17 protein-coding genes and 1 tRNA gene are annotated in these 19,337 nt (G+C 57.7%); 8 read left to right on the top strand and 10 right to left on the bottom strand.

Annotated features, from left to right (window positions below; all coding sequences use genetic code 11):
• Nucleotides 1-7: 7 nt before the first annotated feature.
• Nucleotides 8-1,234, top strand: a complete 1,227-nt coding sequence (locus SJY13_RS03230) for an MFS transporter (protein WP_377187623.1) — start codon at nucleotides 8-10, stop codon at nucleotides 1,232-1,234.
• Between the two features lie 4 nt (nucleotides 1,235-1,238).
• Here SJY13_RS03230 and SJY13_RS03225 read toward each other — a convergent pair whose 3' ends face one another.
• From SJY13_RS03225 to cysS, 3 genes are read right to left on the bottom strand one after another with little or no spacing between them, the layout of a single operon-like run.
• Nucleotides 1,239-2,021: a squalene/phytoene synthase family protein gene (locus SJY13_RS03225; protein WP_377187620.1), complete on the bottom strand. Its 783-nt coding sequence runs from the start codon at nucleotides 2,019-2,021 to the stop codon at nucleotides 1,239-1,241.
• A complete protein-coding gene (gene cimA, locus SJY13_RS03220; protein WP_377187617.1) occupies nucleotides 2,018-3,652 on the bottom strand; it encodes a citramalate synthase in 1,635 nt (544 codons plus the stop codon). The genes SJY13_RS03225 and cimA overlap by 4 nt, the downstream gene beginning before the upstream one ends.
• Nucleotides 3,652-5,049 (bottom strand): cysteine--tRNA ligase, encoded by a 1,398-nt coding sequence (cysS, locus tag SJY13_RS03215; RefSeq protein ID WP_377187614.1) that lies wholly within the window; start codon nucleotides 5,047-5,049, stop codon nucleotides 3,652-3,654. Before cysS ends, cimA begins: the two co-directional genes overlap by 1 nt.
• A gap of 216 nt (nucleotides 5,050-5,265) precedes the next feature.
• Here cysS and SJY13_RS03210 point away from each other — a divergent pair, with 216 nt between their 5' ends.
• On the top strand, nucleotides 5,266-5,610 hold the full coding sequence (locus SJY13_RS03210; protein ID WP_085820638.1) for an MmcQ/YjbR family DNA-binding protein: 345 nt from the start codon (nucleotides 5,266-5,268) through the stop codon (nucleotides 5,608-5,610).
• A 57-nt stretch (nucleotides 5,611-5,667) separates the two neighbouring features.
• A complete protein-coding gene (locus tag SJY13_RS03205) occupies nucleotides 5,668-6,855 on the top strand; it encodes a pyridoxal phosphate-dependent aminotransferase (protein WP_377187610.1) in 1,188 nt (395 codons plus the stop codon).
• Nucleotides 6,856-6,861: 6 nt separating this feature from the next.
• On the opposite strand, the gene SJY13_RS03200 is transcribed toward SJY13_RS03205, so the two are convergent.
• Nucleotides 6,862-7,380, bottom strand: coding sequence for an outer membrane protein (locus SJY13_RS03200; protein WP_377187607.1), 519 nt, complete (start codon nucleotides 7,378-7,380; stop codon nucleotides 6,862-6,864).
• Nucleotides 7,381-7,799: 419 nt separating this feature from the next.
• Here SJY13_RS03200 and SJY13_RS03195 point away from each other — a divergent pair, with 419 nt between their 5' ends.
• A complete protein-coding gene (locus SJY13_RS03195; protein WP_377187604.1) occupies nucleotides 7,800-9,341 on the top strand; it encodes a trimethylamine methyltransferase family protein in 1,542 nt (513 codons plus the stop codon).
• A gap of 57 nt (nucleotides 9,342-9,398) precedes the next feature.
• Here the strand turns inward: SJY13_RS03195 and SJY13_RS03190 are convergent, their stop codons facing one another.
• Together SJY13_RS03190 and SJY13_RS03185 are read right to left on the bottom strand one after the other, a co-directional pair.
• Nucleotides 9,399-9,644, bottom strand: coding sequence for an EF-hand domain-containing protein (locus tag SJY13_RS03190; protein WP_085820642.1), 246 nt, complete (start codon nucleotides 9,642-9,644; stop codon nucleotides 9,399-9,401).
• Between the two features lie 543 nt (nucleotides 9,645-10,187).
• Entirely contained in the window at nucleotides 10,188-13,808 is a 3,621-nt protein-coding gene (locus tag SJY13_RS03185; RefSeq protein ID WP_377187601.1) for a vitamin B12-dependent ribonucleotide reductase, read from the bottom strand.
• A gap of 531 nt (nucleotides 13,809-14,339) precedes the next feature.
• On the opposite strand from SJY13_RS03185, the gene SJY13_RS03180 reads away from it, so the two are divergent.
• Complete coding sequence (locus SJY13_RS03180; protein ID WP_377187598.1) at nucleotides 14,340-14,774, top strand: hypothetical protein; 435 nt, start codon at nucleotides 14,340-14,342, stop codon at nucleotides 14,772-14,774.
• Nucleotides 14,775-14,784: 10 nt separating this feature from the next.
• On the opposite strand, the gene SJY13_RS03175 is transcribed toward SJY13_RS03180, so the two are convergent.
• The 4 genes from SJY13_RS03175 to pdxH all read right to left on the bottom strand — a co-directional run bounded on the left by SJY13_RS03175 (nucleotide 14,785) and on the right by pdxH (nucleotide 16,633).
• Nucleotides 14,785-14,861 (bottom strand) — tRNA-Pro (locus SJY13_RS03175).
• Between the two features lie 43 nt (nucleotides 14,862-14,904).
• Nucleotides 14,905-15,336 (bottom strand): DUF192 domain-containing protein, encoded by a 432-nt coding sequence (locus SJY13_RS03170; protein WP_377187595.1) that lies wholly within the window; start codon nucleotides 15,334-15,336, stop codon nucleotides 14,905-14,907.
• A 42-nt stretch (nucleotides 15,337-15,378) separates the two neighbouring features.
• The gene (locus SJY13_RS03165; protein WP_085820646.1) at nucleotides 15,379-15,906 is read right to left on the bottom strand and encodes a cold-shock protein; all 528 of its coding nucleotides are present in this window, start codon (nucleotides 15,904-15,906) and stop codon (nucleotides 15,379-15,381) included.
• Nucleotides 15,907-16,027: 121 nt separating this feature from the next.
• Nucleotides 16,028-16,633: a pyridoxamine 5'-phosphate oxidase gene (gene pdxH, locus SJY13_RS03160; RefSeq protein WP_377187592.1), complete on the bottom strand. Its 606-nt coding sequence runs from the start codon at nucleotides 16,631-16,633 to the stop codon at nucleotides 16,028-16,030.
• 135 nt (nucleotides 16,634-16,768) lie between these two features.
• Between pdxH and fabI the strand changes: the two genes are divergently transcribed.
• Genes fabI through SJY13_RS03145 form a run of 3 tightly spaced genes read left to right on the top strand, consistent with a single transcriptional unit; the run spans nucleotide 16,769 to nucleotide 19,294 of the window.
• Entirely contained in the window at nucleotides 16,769-17,575 is an 807-nt protein-coding gene (gene fabI, locus SJY13_RS03155) for an enoyl-ACP reductase FabI (RefSeq protein WP_085820647.1), read from the top strand.
• 3 nt (nucleotides 17,576-17,578) lie between these two features.
• Nucleotides 17,579-18,088: a xanthine phosphoribosyltransferase gene (gene gpt, locus SJY13_RS03150; RefSeq protein ID WP_085820648.1), complete on the top strand. Its 510-nt coding sequence runs from the start codon at nucleotides 17,579-17,581 to the stop codon at nucleotides 18,086-18,088.
• Nucleotides 18,089-18,118: 30 nt separating this feature from the next.
• A complete protein-coding gene (locus SJY13_RS03145; protein ID WP_377187588.1) occupies nucleotides 18,119-19,294 on the top strand; it encodes an aminotransferase in 1,176 nt (391 codons plus the stop codon).
• Nucleotides 19,295-19,337: the final 43 nt, after the last annotated feature.

The raw sequence follows: 19,337 nt of genomic DNA, 5'->3' as shown, positions 1-19,337 counted from the left end.
TGGGCGCATGACACTGACTTCGACCACCCCGGATAACAGTCAGGCCAAACGCAACGTCGCCGTTTTGGTGGCTGCGCAGGCCGTACTTGGTGCACAGATGCCAATGATTTTTATCGTTGGCGGGCTTGCGGGACAGTCGCTGGCTACCAATCCGTGCCTTGCCACTCTGCCGATTTCGCTGATCGTTCTGGGCTCGATGATGGCAGCCACACCGATTTCTGCAATCATGCAGCGCTGGGGGCGTCGGGTTGGATTTCTGGTCGGGGCCACTGCGGGCGCTTGCGGCGGTCTGGTCGGGGCCTATGGGCTGTACCTGGGGTCTTTCCCCATCTTCCTGCTCGGCAGCCTGCTGACAGGCATCTATATGAGCGCGCACGGATTCTACCGGTTTGCCGCGGCTGATACAGCATCCGACGAGTTTCGCCCCAAGGCCATTTCTTACGTCATGGCCGGGGGTTTGGCCGCAGCTATCATTGGCCCACAGATCGTCAAACTGACGGCAGAGGCCTATGTCATTCCGTTTCTCGGCACTTATCTGGCCGTGATTGCGGTGAATATCTTTGGTTCGGCCCTGTTCTTCTTCCTCGACATCCCGACACCAGAAAAACCGGCGGCAGACGCGCCAAAGGGTCGGAGCCGCATGGAAATGCTCAAAACGCCCCGCATCGCAGTGGCTATAATCTGCGCGATGGTGTCGTATGCGCTGATGAACCTTGTGATGACCTCGACCCCTCTGGCGGTTGTGGGATGCGGGTACAGCGCAAATGACGCGGCCGATGTGGTGACGACCCACGTTTTGGCCATGTATGTTCCCAGCTTTTTCACCGGCCAGCTGATCGCGCGCTTTGGCGTAGAAAAGATCGTGGCCTTGGGTCTGGCCATTCTGGCCGGGGCTGGCGTCGTCGCCCTGCAAGGCGTTGAGCTGGAAAACTTCTTCATCGCTTTGATCTTGTTGGGATTCGGTTGGAACTTTGGCTTTATCGGCGCCACAACCATGCTGGCAGCGTCGCATCATGTCAGTGAGCGGGGCCGGATGCAGGGTCTGAACGATCTGTTGGTGTTCGGCGGTGTGACGGTCGCATCGCTGGCATCGGGCGGTTTGATGAACTGTTCGGGTGGCTCAGCGGTCGAGGGTTGGACGGCCGTTAACCTCGCTATGATCCCTTTGCTAACACTCGCAGGTGGCGCTTTGTTGTGGCTGGTATTGAGGCCGTCTGATCCGGAAACCGTCTAACGCCTCACCAGCGACCAGTGGCTGCGGTCCACATCATGGACGCCCTGCGGCGTATCTCTCCTTGCCCCAACGCGCCTGCAGCGACACGTTCTGGCTGAGCCACGGTTTGCCGCAGAATCCAGTCCGCCTGCCAGCCGGCGTAAAGCGCCGGGCGCGCGTCCGCGGATACGGCGGCCCGATCAACACGTGCGCGTCTTAGTCGATCCAGCGCTGTTTGGGCGAGGTCTCCAACAGCGTCAGGTGTGCCGTCCAGTAGTGGAATTCGGCCACGCGCCTCAAGGTCAGGAATGGCGCGCAGCCAATTCGCAACCCCGACGCCATAGCCAAAGTCGCGCAGGACAGCCTCATCCGCCACCCCAAGCGCCTGCGCCGAGGCGACGATCAGGGTCGCAGAACTGTGGTTGATATAGGCATCGAAATGGGCCTCATCTTCGAACGGATCCCGATAGATATCCCAACGTCTGACAGCCACATATTCATCCAAGACCGTTGCCAGATGCGGTGACAAAACGCGGGAAAGCGGCGTCACCACCTCATGCCTGCGCGCGGTCTGCCCATCGGCTATCTCTTGCAGCGCGTCGCGCCACCATTGCAGGCGCATTTCGGCGATCATCGGCTCTTGGGTCACCCATGGCGCGCGGGCGACCTCGACATTCAACGCGAAGATCGGAAACAGCACTGTCCGGGCTGCGATTGGGGCGGCCATCGCAGCCATGAAGCGGTCAGGATCAGCCTTATACACCAGCTCTGCGCAGGCCTTTATGTCCGCGTCGAATTGAACGGTCACTCGGCCACCGCCGACTGCCGCCCGCAATCGCGGACCAGCTTCCACTGTATCGCGTCCAGCAGTGCCTCGAACGAGGCATCGACTATGTTGGCGCTGACGCCGACGGTCGACCAGCGCCGCCCCTGCCCGTCTTCGCTGTCGATGATGACGCGGGTCACGGCTTCGGTCCCGCCCTGTGTGATCCGTACCTTGAAATCCACCAAATGCATGTCGTCCAGAATGCGCGAGTACTGTCCCAGATCTTTCGACAGCGCCTTGGCCAACGCATTCACTGGCCCCCGGTCATTGCCCGTTTCGTCATGGGATTCGCTGACCGACAGTTTCTTTTCACCATCGACCTTAACCACAACGACCGCCTCAGACAGGCTGACCATCTTGTTGTACTTGTTCTTGCGCCGCTCGACGGTGACTTTATAGCGCTTTACCTCAAAAAATGCGGGCAGCTGCCCCAGCTCGTCCCGCGCCAGCAGCTCAAAACTCGCCTGCGCGGTGTCATAGGAATAGCCATCGGCCTCGCGCAGCTTGATCCGGTCCAGAATGCGCCCCAGCGCGGGATCACCCTGATCGACGGTCAGGCCAGCCTCGGCCAGGCGTTTGCGCAGGTTCGACTGGCCCGCTTGGTTCGACATCGGGATGATCCGTGCATTGCCAACGCTGGCCGGATCGACATGTTCATAGGTTGTCGGATCCTTGAGAATAGCGCTTGCGTGCAGCCCAGCCTTATGAGCAAACGCTGACGCCCCGACATAGGCCGATTGCTTGCTGGGAACCCGGTTCAGAATGTCGTCCAGCATCCGGCTGATCCGCGTAAGGTCCGCCAGAGCTTGATTGCTGACGCCGATATCAAACTGCAAGGCATACGGCTCTTTCAACAACAAGGTTGGAATCAACGCGGTTAGGTTCGCATTGCCGCACCGCTCGCCCAACCCGTTCAACGTGCCCTGAATTTGCCGTGCACCCGCGTTGACCGCAGCCAAGGAGCAAGCCACTGCGTTTTCGGTGTCATTATGAGTGTGGATACCCAACCGATCCCCCGGAAAACCCGCGGCGATAACCTCTGACACGATGCGCGAAACCTCGGCTGGCAAAGCACCACCATTGGTGTCGCACAGCACAACCCAGCGCGCCCCAGCGTTTAATGCGGCCCGACAGACTTCAATTGCGTAGCCGGGGTTGTCCTTGTACCCGTCAAAGAAGTGCTCGGCATCAAAAAGCGCTTCACGCCCCTGAGCCACGACATGCGCGACCGAGGCACGAATGTTCTCGACATTCTCCTCCAGCGGGATGCCAAGCGCTTGGGTGACGTGGTAGTCATGCGACTTGCCAACCAGACAGACCGCCTGAGTGTCCGCATTCATCACAGCCGCCAGAACATCGTCATTTTCTGCAGACCGGCCGGACCGCTTAGTCATCCCAAAGGCGGTCAACCGAGCAGACGTTTTTGGTGCAGCATCAAAGAACGCACTATCCGTCGGGTTCGCCCCGGGCCATCCACCTTCGATGTAATCCACGCCCAACTGGTCCAGAGCCTGCGCGATCTGGACCTTCTCAGCTGTCGAGAACTGCACGCCCTGCGTCTGCTGGCCGTCGCGTAACGTGGTGTCGTAAAGGTAGAGGCGTTCCGTGTGCATCAAACCTCCTCCAGCTTGGTGGCGTCAAATCCGGTACCCGGCACCAGTTCAACACCACCCTTGCTCATGCGAACCTCCAAACCGGCTGCGATGTAAGCCGCCTTCAGGCGATCCACTTCCGAGAAATCCTTGCTCTGCATCGCAACCGCCCGCGCATCCGCCAATCGATCTGCATGTGCAGACAGGTTCATCGCGTCGGTTTCCGCCCACGCCCCCATCTCGGGCGTCAACACACCCAGCAGCTGCGCACTGGCCAACAGCCCCGCGGTATCTCCATCTGCCGCCAGACGATAAAGCTCGGTCAGAGCGCCCGCTGTGTTCAGATCGTCACTCAGCGTCGCGACAACGGCGGGTGCCGCGCTGGCGGCGGGCTCGATGCCCGCTGTCAGCACCCGCCACTTGCGCAGCGTTGCTTCGGCATCTCGAGCTTTCTTCTCGGTCCAGTCCATCGGCTTTCGGTAGTGAGTCTGCAAAAAGACAAAGCGGATCACTTCGCCCGGCACGCCTTGGGCCAGCAGGTCATGCACGGTGAAGAAATTGCCCAATGACTTGGACATCTTCTTGCCTTCCACCTGCAGCATTTCATTGTGCAGCCAGACACGCGCGAACTCACCATCGGGATGGGCGCAGCAGCTTTGGGCAATCTCATTCTCATGGTGCGGGAACATCAGATCGTTGCCGCCGCCGTGGATGTCGAAACTCTCGCCCAACAGCTCGTACGACATCGCCGAGCATTCGATATGCCACCCCGGGCGCCCCCGACCCCAAGGGCTGTCCCATCCCGGCAGCTCATCGCTGGAGGGTTTCCACAGGACGAAATCCATCGGGTTCTTCTTATAGGGCGCGACTTCAACACGCGCGCCTGCGATCATATCGTCCACCGACCGGCCGGACAGGGCGCCGTATCGCTCTCTCCAGCTGTCTACGGCGAACAGCACATGTCCTTCGGCCGCATAGGCGTGGCCCTTCGTGATCAGATCCCCGATCATCGCAACCATTTGTGGGATGTACTGCGTGGCACGCGGCATTTCGTTCGGCTGCAACGCCCCCAAAGCGCCCATATCGTTCAGATACCAACTAATGGTCTCGTCCGAGCGTTCCTGGACCAACTGCTCCAACGTGCCTACGGCTCCGGCTTTTTGGCGGGCCAGCGCGGTCGCGTTGATCTTGTCATCCACGTCGGTGAAGTTGCGCACATAAGTGACGTGATCCGCCCCATAGGTATGGCGCAACAGCCGATACAGCACGTCAAACACCACCACCGGTCGGGCGTTGCCCAGATGAGCCCGGTCATAAACCGTGGGTCCACAGACATACATCCGCACATTGTCGGCGCTGATTGGAACGAAGTTCTCTTTCGTCCGCGTCCGTGTGTTGTGCAGTTTGATCGTCGTCATCGGTCGGCTCCTAAAGACAGCATACCTACTCGCGTTGGCGCGGGCTTAGCAACTTGTCTCGGAGATGAAAACGAAAGAAACCGGCCCGCTTGAAGGATCAGCAGGTAATGCAGCAAATAATGATGCAGGTCATACGGTTCATGACCATCCCCTAGCACGTGGATCTCTCTACGCCAAGTCTTGAGTTCCATCTCGCCCTGGCGCATTTTCGGTCTAATGACGCGTGAAAATGTGAATTCCATATGTAGAACCCTTCCCGGTGCCGAATGGTCAGATCCTTGGGGCGGCGGGCATGATGCCTGGAAAATCGGCGGCAAGATGTTTGCCTGCATCGGCATTGCCAATGACGGCGTTTCAGTCAAAACACCCGATATCGAAACCGCCCAGATGCTGATCGACGCAGGGGTCGGTGTAAAAGCCCCCTATTTTCACCGCAGCTGGATACGATTGCCCTTCGATTGCGACGGCGAGGAATTGCTTCACCGTCTGGCCACATCTTATGATCTGGTCCGGGCTTCGTTGACCAAGAAAGCACAGGCCGCTCTGCCCCCGCGAAGCTGATTGACAATTCCGAACGCCTCTGGCCCATTCTGCGTAAATCCCAGACCGGAGCGTACCATGAAATTGTCGCAGCGCATCACGCACCTGACCGAAGGCGGCAGTGACGGGTGGGATGTGTTCTACCGCGCCCGTCGCATGATCGACGAAGGCCACGCCGTGACTGAACTGACCATTGGTGAGCATGACATCCGCACCGATGCCTCAATCCTTGAGGCGATGGACCTGTCCGCCCGGCAGGGTCACACCGGTTATGCAATGATGCCTGGCACCGACCTGTTACGCGATACAGTGGCCGCCCGTCTGCAGACCCGCACCGGCGTTCCCACCACGCGAAACAACGTGCTGATCACACCGGGCGGTCAATCCGCTCTGTTCGCGGCTCATGTCGCGGTGTGCGATCCCGGTGATGTTGGCCTTTTCATCGACCCATATTACGCCACTTATCCCGGCACGATCCGTGGGGCTGGTGCAACGGCCCGGCCCATCCAGACCAGTGCCGATGACGCGTTCCAACCCCGTGCCCAGCGGATCGACGCCGCAGCAGACGGCGCGGTTTCTCTATTGATCAACACGCCAAACAACCCCACCGGTGTGGTTTATTCGCGCACAACTTTAGAGGGCGTCGCACAGGTCTGTCAGGCCTGCGATCTTTGGCTGATCTCGGATGAGGTCTATGACACACAGGTTTGGGACGGCACGCATATCTCTCCGCGCACATTGCCCGGAATGACCGAGCGCACTCTGATCGTCGGGTCAATGTCGAAATCTCATGCCATGACAGGTTCGCGCTGTGGTTGGGTTGTTGGGCCGGAAGAGGTAATCGCCCACCTGATCAATCTAGCCACGCACACGACCTATGGCGTGCCCGGGTTTATTCAGGACGCCGCCAGCTTTGCCCTGAACGCGGGCAATTTACTGGAGGAAGAGATCGCCGCCCCCTTCCGCAGACGGCGCGCGCTGGCGATGGAAGTTCTGAGTACCCAGAACACGGTTGGCTTGGTTCCGGCGCAAGGGGCAATGTATCTTATGTTGGATATCCGCGCCACTGGCCTGGACGGTGAGGGTTTTGCCAACGCCTTACTGGACACGCATTCAATTGCCGCCATGCCAGGGGAAAGCTTTGGTACCGCCGCCAGGGGTCATATTCGCGTTGCTATGACAATCGATGACGACAGGTTCGCGGCGGCCCTGACCACGATCTGCACTTATGCCGCAGTGCTGGCCGACCGTCGCGCCGCCGAGTAGTTTAGGCTAGAACCGGAAAGTTGTACGCAGGTTGAACACGTTTGAATCCAACCCACCCTCAGAACGGGTGACATCGTTAAACTCCTGGCGCAAAGCCTCGCCGCTGATCACGAAATGCTCACCAATGGGGTAAGCCACGCCAATGCCGTAGACAGCCGCCGTATCACTCTCGACCGAGGATTCGACCCGGGCCGCGCCGATTACAACATACCCCAATGCAGGACCGAAATCGTACCCGCCACGCAGTTTCAGACGGGTCATACTGTCCAAACTGCCCTCACCATCACCCAGGTTCAGGGACAGGCGGTTATACTCCAGCTCTCCACCCAAAACGAAGGACCCGAAATCGCGGTCATACCCAACGTGGGGGCCGAAACTGGTGTCATTTCCGCTGGAGCCGTTTGTACCATCCGCATCTGTGTACCCAAAGCTGAATCCGGCATAAGCCCCAGTCCAATCTTCGGCAATTGCCGGAGCGGCGCAGGTCATCATCAAACCGACAATGAGGGCCTTATGGGCTTTCATCAACCTCTCCAAAAAGCTTTGGGCCAAAGCCTTGATCAATTCGGTACATCGTTACACAAAATTGGTCAGCAATCGTTAAAATTCAATTGAGATCACGACCTTTTCTTAAATAAGTGAAGGTAGGATAACAGACTTTTGCCGCTCAGGGGAAAAAACTGGGACGTCACCGCTAACACTGTGACAGATACATCAAGCACTTCGTTTTTAGGCATGTGGGTCGCAAACAGAACAGAACGCGGCCACCTGCCTAGTAACATTCGTGACCAGATACCGAGGACACGCATGCGAAACGAATTTTGGATAATTCGCCTGATCAGCCGCACTATCGGTGCGGACCGCGGGCGTGCGGCACGGGGGCGACCGGGGCTGGTCTGACTTTGGCCACCCTGAAAGACACTTCTACACCCGGAATCCAGACCATGAACGACCAACCCCGTAATACACCTCGCAGCGGTGGACGCGCCGCGCGCCGTGCGGCCCGTGCCTCGGCCCTGCCAGAACATTTGCGCCCCATCCGCCCCGGCATGGAAGGCGGAGTTCTGAATGTCCTGACACAGGCGCAGATCGAACGTATCCACGAGGCGGCCCTGACCGCGCTTGAAACCATCGGGCTGGCAGATGCGCCCCAAAGCGGCATCGACTACTTGACGGGTGTTGGATGCATTCTGGGCGATGATGGCCGCATCCGATTTCCTCGCGCTTTGGTCGAAGATACGCTGGCCAAGGCAAACAGGTCCGTCACCTTGCACAGCCGGGACGGTAAAACCGATCTGGAATTGTCCGGCACCAAAGTTCACTACGGCACTGCTGGTGCAGCTGTCAGCATGGTGGACGTTCAAGGGCGGGAATACCGGGATTCGACGGTACAGGATTTGCATGACGCGTCACGTATCTGCGAAAACCTTGAAAATATTCACTTTGTTCAACGACCTATGGTCTGTCGTGACATCACAGACAACCTGGAGATGGACCTGAACACGGTCTATGCCACCACCTCTGGCACGTTTAAACATATCGGCACCTCCTTCACCGAACCCAGCCATGTCGGCCCTGCAATCGAAATGCTCCACATGATTGCCGGGGGTGAGGACAAATGGCGGGAACGTCCGTTCATGTCGAATTCGAACTGTTTTGTCGTACCGCCAATGAAGTTTGCGACCGAAAGCTGCGAGGTGATGGAACTGTGCATCAAGGCCGGAATGCCGGTTCTGCTGCTTTCTGCCGGAATGGCCGGAGCAACGGCACCCTCGACCATTGCCGGTGCGATCACCCAGGCCACTGCGGAATGCCTGGCTGGTCTGGTTTATGTAAACGCTGTAAGCCCCGGTGCGCCCGCAGTTTTTGGCACTTGGCCCTTCGGGCTGGACTTGCGCACGGGGGCGATGTCCATCGGGTCGGGGGAACAGGCTTTGCTGTCCTCGGGATGTGCTCAGATGCACAGGTTCTACGATCTACCGGGTGGGGCTGCTGCCGGTGCGTCTGATTCGAAATTGCCGGATATGCAGGCCGGTTGGGAACAGATGTGTTCGAACGTCATGGCCGGGCTGTCCGGCCTGAACATGGTGTATGAAGCAGCGGGCATGCATGCTTCACTGCTGGGTTTTTGCTTTGAAAGCCTGATCCTCAGCGATGATCTGATCGGTCAGGCACTGCGCTGCGTACGTGGGATCGAAGTGACGGATGAGACATTGGCGCTGGATCAGATGGCCGAAGTTTGCATGGACGGACCCGGTCACTATCTGGGAACGGATGCCACACTAAGCCGGATGCAGGCGGATTATGTCTATCCAACCTTCGGTGACCGCGCATCCCCCAAGGAATGGGTGGAACTTGGCAAGCCGGATCTGATCGAAAAGGCGATCCAACGGAAACAAGAGATCCTGTCAACGCCGTCCCCGGCCCGTTTTGACCCGATGCTGGACGCAAAGCTGCGCGATTCATTCAACATCCACCTCTCTTGATAGTAATTTGAAAAAGCGGCCAGAATCGCTCTGGCCGATTTCCTGATTCAAGGGAAGTTAACCGTTGGTGGACGGCAGCAAACCTGCTTCCTGCGCGACAGCAATCTCTGCTTCATCCAACGCGCCATCGCCGTTGGCGTCCATCAGCGAAAATCCGTCTGCGTCAACTTCGGGAACAACAGCCTGCACTTCCTCGATTGTCAGAACCCCGTCTCCGTTGGTGTCAGCCGACGATTGCGCAACGGCCAGCGCTGGCAGTCCAAAAGCAAGTACAGAGAGTGTGGCCAGAGTCTTCGGTTTCATTGTGATGCCTCCTGATTAAGTTTGTGTATTTCCTGTCCGGACAGGCACCAAAAACACCGCAACACCGCCGGTGTCACCCGCATTGCGAGAACCCGAAGTTTTCGCGCCAATCTCCGCGTGTTTGACAGAGTCGCGTCTGCGGTTGGCCGCTGGGCAAAATTCCCCCATCCGCGTTCGGCGGTTCTTGCCCGACGGGATAAGAGCAATCCGGCAAGGCGTTGCCTAAATAGCTACAAAGGGCGGGCAAAAAGAAAGGGGGCCGAGGCCCCCTGTCAGTTTCGCCATCCAGGCTCCATTCGTTGACCGCCCGGTGTTTTGTTTGCCTGCGGCCTGGACGTCGCATGGAACGAGCGCACCCGTTCCGTGAAAGAGTGGGAAAGAGCAAATATTCCGCCCCACCCTGTTCCCGGTCGACACGGGCATGTCGACCGAGTGGACCATGGCATTGATGGTAAGTCTCAGCGCCTTGATCCGTGTTCGTCGGGACCAGATATCCGAGGGGATAATCCCGGCCCCTACACCCCGCCTGGCGGGGCGTTTGGCTTAGCTACACCCGCTGGTCGAACCGCAAGTGTTGCATTTCATGCAGGTGCCGTTGCGCACCAGCGTGTAGTTTCCACATTCGCCGCAAGGATCACCCTCGTACCCCTGCATCTTGGCCTTGGTCCGTGCATCCATGCCGGTTGCCACGGCGGTTTCCGTCACTGGCGCTTCGAATTGCGGTGCAGCTTCCGACATGCCACTGACCTCAACCTGTCCGCCGTTGAAAACCGCCAGATCCTGAGGTAGACGCTTGCGCAGATACCCGGTTGAGCTGATTTGTTTCAGCACTTCCAGTGACTTGGACGCCGCGCTGTCGCTGATTTCAGACAGGTTCGATACGCCCTCTTCTTCTCCGCGACCCAAGTCGTCAAAGCTTGCGCCTTCGGGTTTCACATGGGCCAGATCGGTACGATCCAGATAAGAAACGGCCAGTTCCCGGAAGATATAGTCCAGGATCGAGGTCGCGTTCTTGATCGAGTTGTTGCCCTGCACCATCCCGGCTGGTTCGAACTTGGTGAAGGTAAACGCGTCCACGAATTCCTCGAGCGGCACGCCATATTGCAGGCCAACCGACACGGCGATGGCAAAGTTGTTCATCATCGCCCTGAAGCCAGCGCCTTCCTTGTGCATGTCGATGAAGATCTCGCCCAGCTGGCCGTCTTCGAATTCACCCGTCCGCAGATACACCTTGTGACCACCCACGATGGCTTTTTGGGTATAACCTTTGCGGCGATGCGGCAGCTTTTCGCGGTGGCTGCGGATGATTTCCTTGACCACAACCTTTTCGATGACCTTCTCGGCCAGCACTACAGCCTTTTCCTGTGGCGATCCGCTTTCCAGTACCTCTGCCGCCTCATCATCATCCTCGACCAGAGCCGCGGCCAGAGGCTGCGACAATTTCGAGCCGTCACGATAGAGCGCGTTGGCCTTCACACCAAGCGACCAGCTTAGTTCATAGGCTTTCTGGCAATCTTCGATGGTGGCATCATTCGGCATGTTGATCGTTTTGCTGATCGCGCCCGAAATAAAGCTCTGGGCTGCTGCCATCATGGTGATGTGGCTGTCAACACCCAGGAAACGCTTGCCTTTCTTGCCGCACGGGTTGGCGCAGTCGAAGATCGAATAATGCTCTTCCTTCAGATGCGGCGCGCCTTCCAGCGTCATTGTCCCGCAGACATGGTCGTTGGCCGCGTCGATATCCGCTTTGGTAAAGCCTAGGTGACGCAGAAGATCGAAGGTCGGGTCATTCAGCTTGGTCGCCGGGATGCCCAGGACGCCGGTGCAGAAGTCTTCTCCCAGCGTCCACTGGTTGAACACGAACCGAATGTCGAATGCGCTTTCCAGTGCGGCGTCCACTTTGGCCAGCTCGTTCGGGCCAAACCCGTGACCGGTCAGTGAAGTGTGGTTAATCCCCGGTGCGTTGCCGATGCTGCCGTGACCGACGGCATAAGACACGATTTCTTCGATCTGGGCCGAGGAATAGCCCTGCTTTTCCAGCGCCGAAGGCACCGAGCGGTTGATGATCTTGAAGTACCCGCCACCGGCCAGCTTCTTGAATTTGACCAGCGCAAAATCAGGCTCGATCCCGGTCGTGTCACAATCCATCACCAGCCCGATGGTGCCAGTGGGCGCAATCACCGTGGCCTGTGCGTTGCGGTATCCGTTCTTTTCGCCCAGGCTCAGCGCCTCGCCCCAAGCCGACATGGCCAGGTCGATCAGGCGCTTATCCGGGCAGTTGCCATGATCCAAAGGTACCGGTTTGACGGCCAGCTTCTCATAACCATCGGTTACACCCTGCGATGCACGGCGGTGGTTGCGGATGACCCGCAGCATGTGGTCAGCGTTGCGCTCATACCCTTTGAACGGACCCAGCTCACCTGCGATCTCGGCTGAGGTCGCATAAGCAACACCGGTCATGATCGCAGTCAACGCGCCACAGATGGCCCGACCTTCGTCCGAGTCGTAGCTGTGCCCCATGTTCATCAGCAGACCGCCGATATTGGCGTACCCCAGACCCAAGGTGCGGAAATCATAGGATAGTTGCGCGATTTCCTTGGACGGGAACTGCGCCATAGTCACCGAGATTTCCAGTGTCAGGGTCCACAGGCGCGAGGCGTGCATATAGTCGGCGGCCTGAAACTCGCCGTCCTTGAGAAAGGTCAGCAGGTTCATCGACGCCAGGTTACAGGCTGTGTCATCCAGGAACATGTATTCCGAGCACGGGTTCGATCCGCGAATCTCACCGTCTTTGGGGCATGTGTGCCATTCGTTGACAGTGTCGTGGAACTGGATACCCGGATCGGCACAGGCCCAGGCCGCGTGGCCAACCTTTTCCCACAGATCGCGCGCCTTGACGGTCTTGGCGACCTTGCCATTGGTGCGGTTGATCAACTCCCAATCGGCGTCTTTCTTCACCGCCGTCAGGAACGTATTGGTCACCCTGATCGAGTTGTTAGAATTCTGGCCCGAGACCGAGCTATATGCTTCAGAATCCCAGTCTGTATCGTATGTCGGAAATTCGATGCTGTCGTGACCCTGCCGCGCATAGTCCAACACGCGCTTGATGTACGTCTCGGGGATTGCAACCTTTTTCGCTTCGCGAACGGCGATTTTAAGGGCGTCGTTCTTCTTGGGGTCATACGCATCATCCTGCGCACCGTCCCATGTGCGGATGGCCTCGAAAATACCGTTCAGCATCTTTTCGTGCATCTTCGATCCGGCAACGATCGAGGCCACCTTCTGCTCTTCGATCACCTTCCATTCGATGAACTTTTCGATATCGGGGTGATCTGCATCGACGATTACCATCTTTGCTGCTCGACGGGTTGTCCCGCCTGATTTGATCGCGCCAGCGGCGCGGTCGCCGATCTTGAGAAAACCCATAAGCCCCGAAGACTTGCCGCCACCTGACAGTGACTCACCCTCTGCACGCAGGTGGCTAAAGTTGGTCCCGGTACCCGAGCCGTATTTAAACAGGCGCGCCTCGCGCACCCACAGGTCCATGATACCGCCCTCGTTCACTAGATCATCGTCGACGGACTGGATGAAACATGCATGCGGCTGCGGATGCTCATAAGCAGATTTGGATTTGGTCAGCTTGCCGGTCTTATAGTCGACATAGTGGTGCCCCTGTGCCGGGCCATCGATACCATAAGCCCAGTGCAAACCGGTATTGAACCATTGCGGGCTGTTCGGCGCGGCGCGCTGGGTCGCCAGCATATAGCGCATCTCGTCGAAATAGGCTCGCGCGTCTTCTTCGGTCGAGAAATAGCCGCCCTTCCATCCCCAATAGGCCCAAGCACCGGCCAAACGGTCAAACACCTGCTTGGCCGAGGTTTCGCCATTAAACTCGGCACCTTCCGCAGGGACAGAGCGCCACAGAAACTCAGGGACGTCTTTTTCTTTGACTTTCTTCAGCTTGGTCGGGACGCCTGCCTTGCGGAAATACTTTTGCGCAATGACGTCGCTTGCGACCTGGCTCCAACGGGCAGGAATTTCGATATCATCGAGACGGAAAACAATGGTGCCGTCCGGGTTCCGGATCTCGGACGTGGCCGTCACAAAGTCCAGATCTGCGTATGCATCCTGTCCCGGTTTGGTAAAATTCCTGTCAATCTTCATGTCCGCCGCCCTAGATTCAATCAACTTGTCCGATGGCATTGAGGTCGCGTTAGTGTCCCCGCAGCCGTGCCAGAAAAATTGGGCGTAAAAGACCGGGCGCTGCGATTAACAGCGCAAAACCGCCCAAACGGCTGCACGGTAAATGATGTGCTTTCCGACCCTCGCCCTATGCCCTATTCTGGTTTGGCTACCAGATTTTGTGGCATTTCTTTCGGCCTATACAACTTGGCGTATTCAACCATATGACGTCAACGGCCTTTTTCAGTCATTTTTGGAATCTTTTGTATTGACCGAGACGTGATCATGAACCTGCTGACGTTAGGTTCCGATTCCTCCACAGGTTCATCCACTGCGCCCTGCAACTGGTTCCAAAAAGCACGAGAACGATTAACTGTGTTTGTCGGCATAGTTATCGGAATTTGGTAATCCTGCTTTAAGATGGCTAGGCTGAATAAGAATCGACGCGGCATCCATCGGGCGACCAAATTAGGCCAGCGGGTGCGGCGCCATAGATAAAGGGTACCAGGAATAATGTATGCGTTTCGCTTGCTTCCCGTATTGGCCCTTATCGTGGCCTGCACACCACAAGATATGCCCCCTCCGTCGCGCAGTGCCCAGTTCGAAACCTACCCCAAACGCCTGTTCGAAACGTTTGAGACGGATTGTAACGGCCCTGCGGAACGCTTTGAGAAGACCGGGAATCGGGTTTTCGAATGTTCAGAGTTGTTGCCGCCTAACGCCACCGCGTTTCTGATTCTGACTTATGATGGCTATCCGCAGGACCTGCCCGAAAGTGTCATGAGGCTGACGTCGACAAAGACCAGATCAGGTTACCGAGTAGACGCCGAGTTGTTCTTCAATGTCCCTCAGCGATCCGGCCCGGCGATCCGGGTTCCGGTCGAGAGTAAAACACTCGATAAGGCGCTGAGCGCGCTTTACCGAGATATGGGTGGATCACCTACGTGAGGAGAAAAAGTGGTCGGGGCGGCAGGATTCGAACCTACGACCCCCTGTACCCAAAACAGGTGCGCTACCAGACTGCGCCACGCCCCGAACCGTGCGCCTTCCTAACGGGGCTGTTCTGATTTGAAAAGCCCTAACAGGGCCAAATTGCGGGACCTTGTGAAAAAACTTCGTGCCGCATCTGCGTTCCAGGGGTGATCAGATAGCGAGCAGCGAGTCCGGCATTGATTTCCAGCACTGCATAAACCGAATCGCCGCCTTCAATCGGGGTCAGGTCACTGGGAATCGCGTTTTCATGGATGCTGGTCACCGTGCCCGTCCTGTCCACAAAAATGATGTCCAGGGGAATCAGGGTATTCTTCATCCAGAACACCACCGGCTGCGGTGGATCAAAGATGAACAGCATGCCTGCGCGCTTCGGCAGCGATTCTCGGAACATCAGACCACGCGCCCGATCCTGCGGTGCCACGGCCAGTTCGATATCGAAGATTACCTGCGTTTTTTCGTTGCGAAGCCCGACGCGATCTAACTGGCACGCCGCCTGAACGTGTCCGGTCCACAGCATCGTTGCAAAAACAAGACCTGTAATGAGTCGGATCATGAGGAATCAGTCGTCCAAAGCGGCTTCCCAGGCCATGACCTGAGCTGCCATGCGCCCGCGTTTGCCGTCGATCACGCGCATCGCAAGCGCCTCACCGGGTTGCAGGTCTGCAAGGCCGGAGCGACGCAGAACCTCGATGTGCAAGAACACGTCTTCTCCACGGCCAAAAACATTTGCAAAGCCAAAGCCTTTGCCCTTGTCGAACCACTTAACGCGCGCTGCTTCCAGCGGGGCCGCAGCGATCACAACCGGGTCGAGCTCTGCAAAATCCGCCAGCATCATTGCGTCGGCTCGTGCGGGCGGATCTACACTGATAACCTCGACTGCCTGAACACCTCGGTCCGTGCGATGGGTCATGATCTCGATGCCGGCACCATCCGCCACTGAGCTTTGGCCAAAATTGCGCAACACGTTCACATGCAACAGAATATCTGGGCCGCCTTCGTCAGACACAACGAACCCGTACCCTTTGGCAGGGTCGAACCATTTTACGTGTCCATGGACGCGGTACATGTTGTTCAGATCTTCTGGCACGGTGTTCCCATCACGAAATTTACCAATTCGTTAACGCCCCGATGTGTATGGGAATGGCTCGCAAATTCAAGCTGAAAAAAGCCTTTGTTTTCTTCGTTTTGCATTTCACGATACGTGAGAGTCATGGATTCAGCCTTTGCACTTGCCACTCAGACCCCGCCTGATCCCGCCGCCATCTGAACCTGTCATGAAGCCTGAATGCCCCATCGGCCCAAAACTCGATTTCGGTGGGCTCTAACCTGTACCCTCCCCAAAACGGAGGGCGCGGTGGATTCGGCCCCAGTTTCGCCGTCACTTTCGCAACCTCGGCCATCAATGCGGACCGACTGCTGAGGGGCTGGGATTGCTTTGACGCCCAAGCCCCAAGGCGGCTTTTCAGCGAACGGGACGCATAATATTCATCAGCCTGCGGCCCATTTTCCCGGGTGATTATACCACGAACACGGATTTGTCGCCGCAATGATTTCCAATGCATGACAAATGCCGCTTTTCCAGCTGCATCAAGTTCGCCAGCCTTGGCACTTTCATAGTTTGTATAGAATACGAAAGCTCCGCCTTCGATCTCTTTCAACAGGACCATTCGGGCGTTTGGCATACCGTCCACGTCTACGGTCGCCAATGCGATCGCGTTCGGATCATTCGATTCACTTTCCCTGGCCTCGTCCAGCCACCGCCCCGCAATCACGAACGGATCGGTGCCGGCGAAAATGCCGTCACGCTCGCTCATTTCCATCCCCTGGAAACTTTTGTTAACCACCCTAAGGCGAGAACCCGCTACGGGCAAGACCGCGCGGCCTTGATGCAGCGCATCCAATGGCATAAACCAACGCAACGTTATGCGAAGACAGGCGGAGAACCAAACATGTCAAATCAGTTGATGGCCGGCAAACGCGGCCTCATCATGGGACTGGCCAATGACAAATCAATCGCATGGGGAATCGCCCGCGCCTTGTCCGAGGCCGGGGCCGAACTTGCCTTTTCTTATCAGGGCGATGCGCTGAAGAAACGGGTTGATCCCCTAGCCGCCCAATTGGGCAGTGAGATTGTCCTGCCCTGCGATGTCAGCGACGAGGCGTCAGTAGACGCACTGTTCACATCGCTGGAAGAAAAATGGGGCACGCTGGATTTTGTCGTTCACGCCATTGGCTTTTCCGACAAGAACGAATTGCGCGGACGCTATGTTGACACCAGCCGTGCCAATTTCAAACTGACCATGGATGTGTCGGTCTATTCCTTCACGGCCGTCATGCAGCGCGCCGAGAAGATGATGTCGGAAGGCGGCAGTGCTGTCACCCTGACCTATTACGGTGCCGAACAGGTCATGCCGCATTACAATGTCATGGGTGTTGCAAAGGCGGCGCTTGAGGCATCGGTCAAATATCTGGCCGAGGATCTGGGCAAGGATGGCATCCGCGTGAACTCGATCTCGGCGGGTCCGATCAAGACGCTGGCCGCCAGCGGCATCGGCGATTTCCGCTATATCATGAAGTGGAACGAGTATAACTCGCCCCTGCGCCGCAACGTGACCATTGATGAAGTGGGCAAGTCAGCGCTTTATCTTCTGTCCGACCTCAGCAGCGGCGTCACGGGTGAGAACCTGCACGTCGATTCGGGGTATCACATCGTCGGCATGAAAGCCGTCGACGCACCAGACGTTGAAAAGGGTTAATCAATGAGCGCCAAAGACCGCCTGCCCCATGAAAAAGGCTTTCACATCAGCTGGGATCAGATCCACCGTGATTCCCGCGCTCTGGCCTGGCGGCTTGACGGTCAGGGCCCGGAGGACGGCGCTTGGCGTGGGGTTGTTGCCATCACACGCGGTGGTATGGCCCCGGCAATGATCGTCAGCCGCGAGTTGGATATTCGCACCGTCGACACGATCAGCGTCCGGTCCTACCACCATCAGGATCAAGGCGAAGCCGAAGTTCTAAAAGCTCCCGATGCGGATCTGATGGGCGATGGCACGGGCATTCTGATCATCGACGATCTGGTAGACAGCGGCAAAACGCTGGAACTGGTGCGTGCGATGTATCCCAAAGCACATTTCGCGACGGTCTATGCGAAACCAAAAGGCCGCCCGATGGTCAACACTTTCATCACAGAGGTCAGTCAAGACACGTGGATTTTCTTCCCGTGGGACATGGCTCTGCAATACGTCGAACCCTATCGCGGCACGGACTGACGCGCCTTTACCTCAAATCAGAGATCACGCATGAGCCAAACACGCACTGCCGCCACCTTCGCCCCTCCGGTGATGGAGGCGCGGCGCTGGTTGGAGGGTGTGGTTTTTCCAACCGACCGGCCTTTGATCAATGTCAGCCAGGCTGCGCCGGTTGATCCGCCCCCACTGGCCTTACGGAAAGCCATTGCAGAGTTTGCTGTGACCGAAGATGCAGCGCATCTTTATGGGCCGGTTCTGGGCAATCCCAACCTGCGGGCAGAGCTGGCAGAACAGATCGGGCAGCACTACGACGCGATCCTTGCACCGGAAAATGTTGCAATCACTTCGGGTTGCAATCAGGCTTTTGCTGCGGCGATTTCTGCGATCACCGACCAAGGGGACGAGGTCATCCTGCCGACGCCGTGGTACTTCAACCATAAAATGTGGCTGGATATGGCGGGCGTTCACGCTGTTGACCTGAAAACCGGTGATGATCTGTTGCCCGATCCCGAAGCGGCCCAGGCGCTAATCACCGACAAAACCCGCGCCATTTCCCTGGTCACCCCGAATAATCCGGGCGGTGTCGAGTACCCCGCAGACCTGGTGCGCGCCTTTTATGAGCTGGCCCGTGAAACCGGCCTTCGCTTGTTGGTTGATGAGACCTATCGCGATTTCGACAGCCGTAGCGGCCCGCCGCATGATCTGTTCAGCCAACCCGGCTGGGAAGATACGCTGATCCACCTCTATTCCTTCTCAAAGTCCTACCGGTTGACCGGCCACCGGGTTGGCGCCATTGCGACCAGCGCTGCATTCTTGTCCGAGGTCGAAAAGTTCCTGGACACAGTGGCGATCTGCCCGGGTCAGATCGGACAGTTCGCGGCCCTTTGGGGAATGCAAAACCTGTCGCAATGGGTGTCAGGGGAACGCGATGAAATCCTGGACCGCCGCGCCGCAATTTCCGAGCAATTGCCGCGCCTGACGGACAAGGGCTGGCGGTTGTTGGGGTTGGGTGCTTATTTCGCTTATCTCGAACACCCGTTCGATATCCCTTCGGATCAGCTGGCCCGCCGAATGGTGCCCGAGGCCGGTGTTCTGCTGCTGCCCGGAACCATGTTCATGCCGGCGGATGATCCGGCTGGCAAACGTCAGGTTCGGGTCGCATTTGCCAACCTTGACCGTGCAGGTATCGGGCAATTGTTCGATCGCTTGCAGGCGCTACCCTTCTAAGCTTGCCCCCCGGCTGTGTGCATCGTATTCAGGGCCGCAACCG

The sequence above is a fragment of the Ruegeria meonggei genome (genome assembly GCF_042768335.1).
Classification (GTDB): Bacteria; Pseudomonadota; Alphaproteobacteria; order Rhodobacterales; family Rhodobacteraceae; genus Ruegeria; species Ruegeria meonggei.
This window is presented reverse-complemented; position numbering and strand designations above follow the sequence as displayed.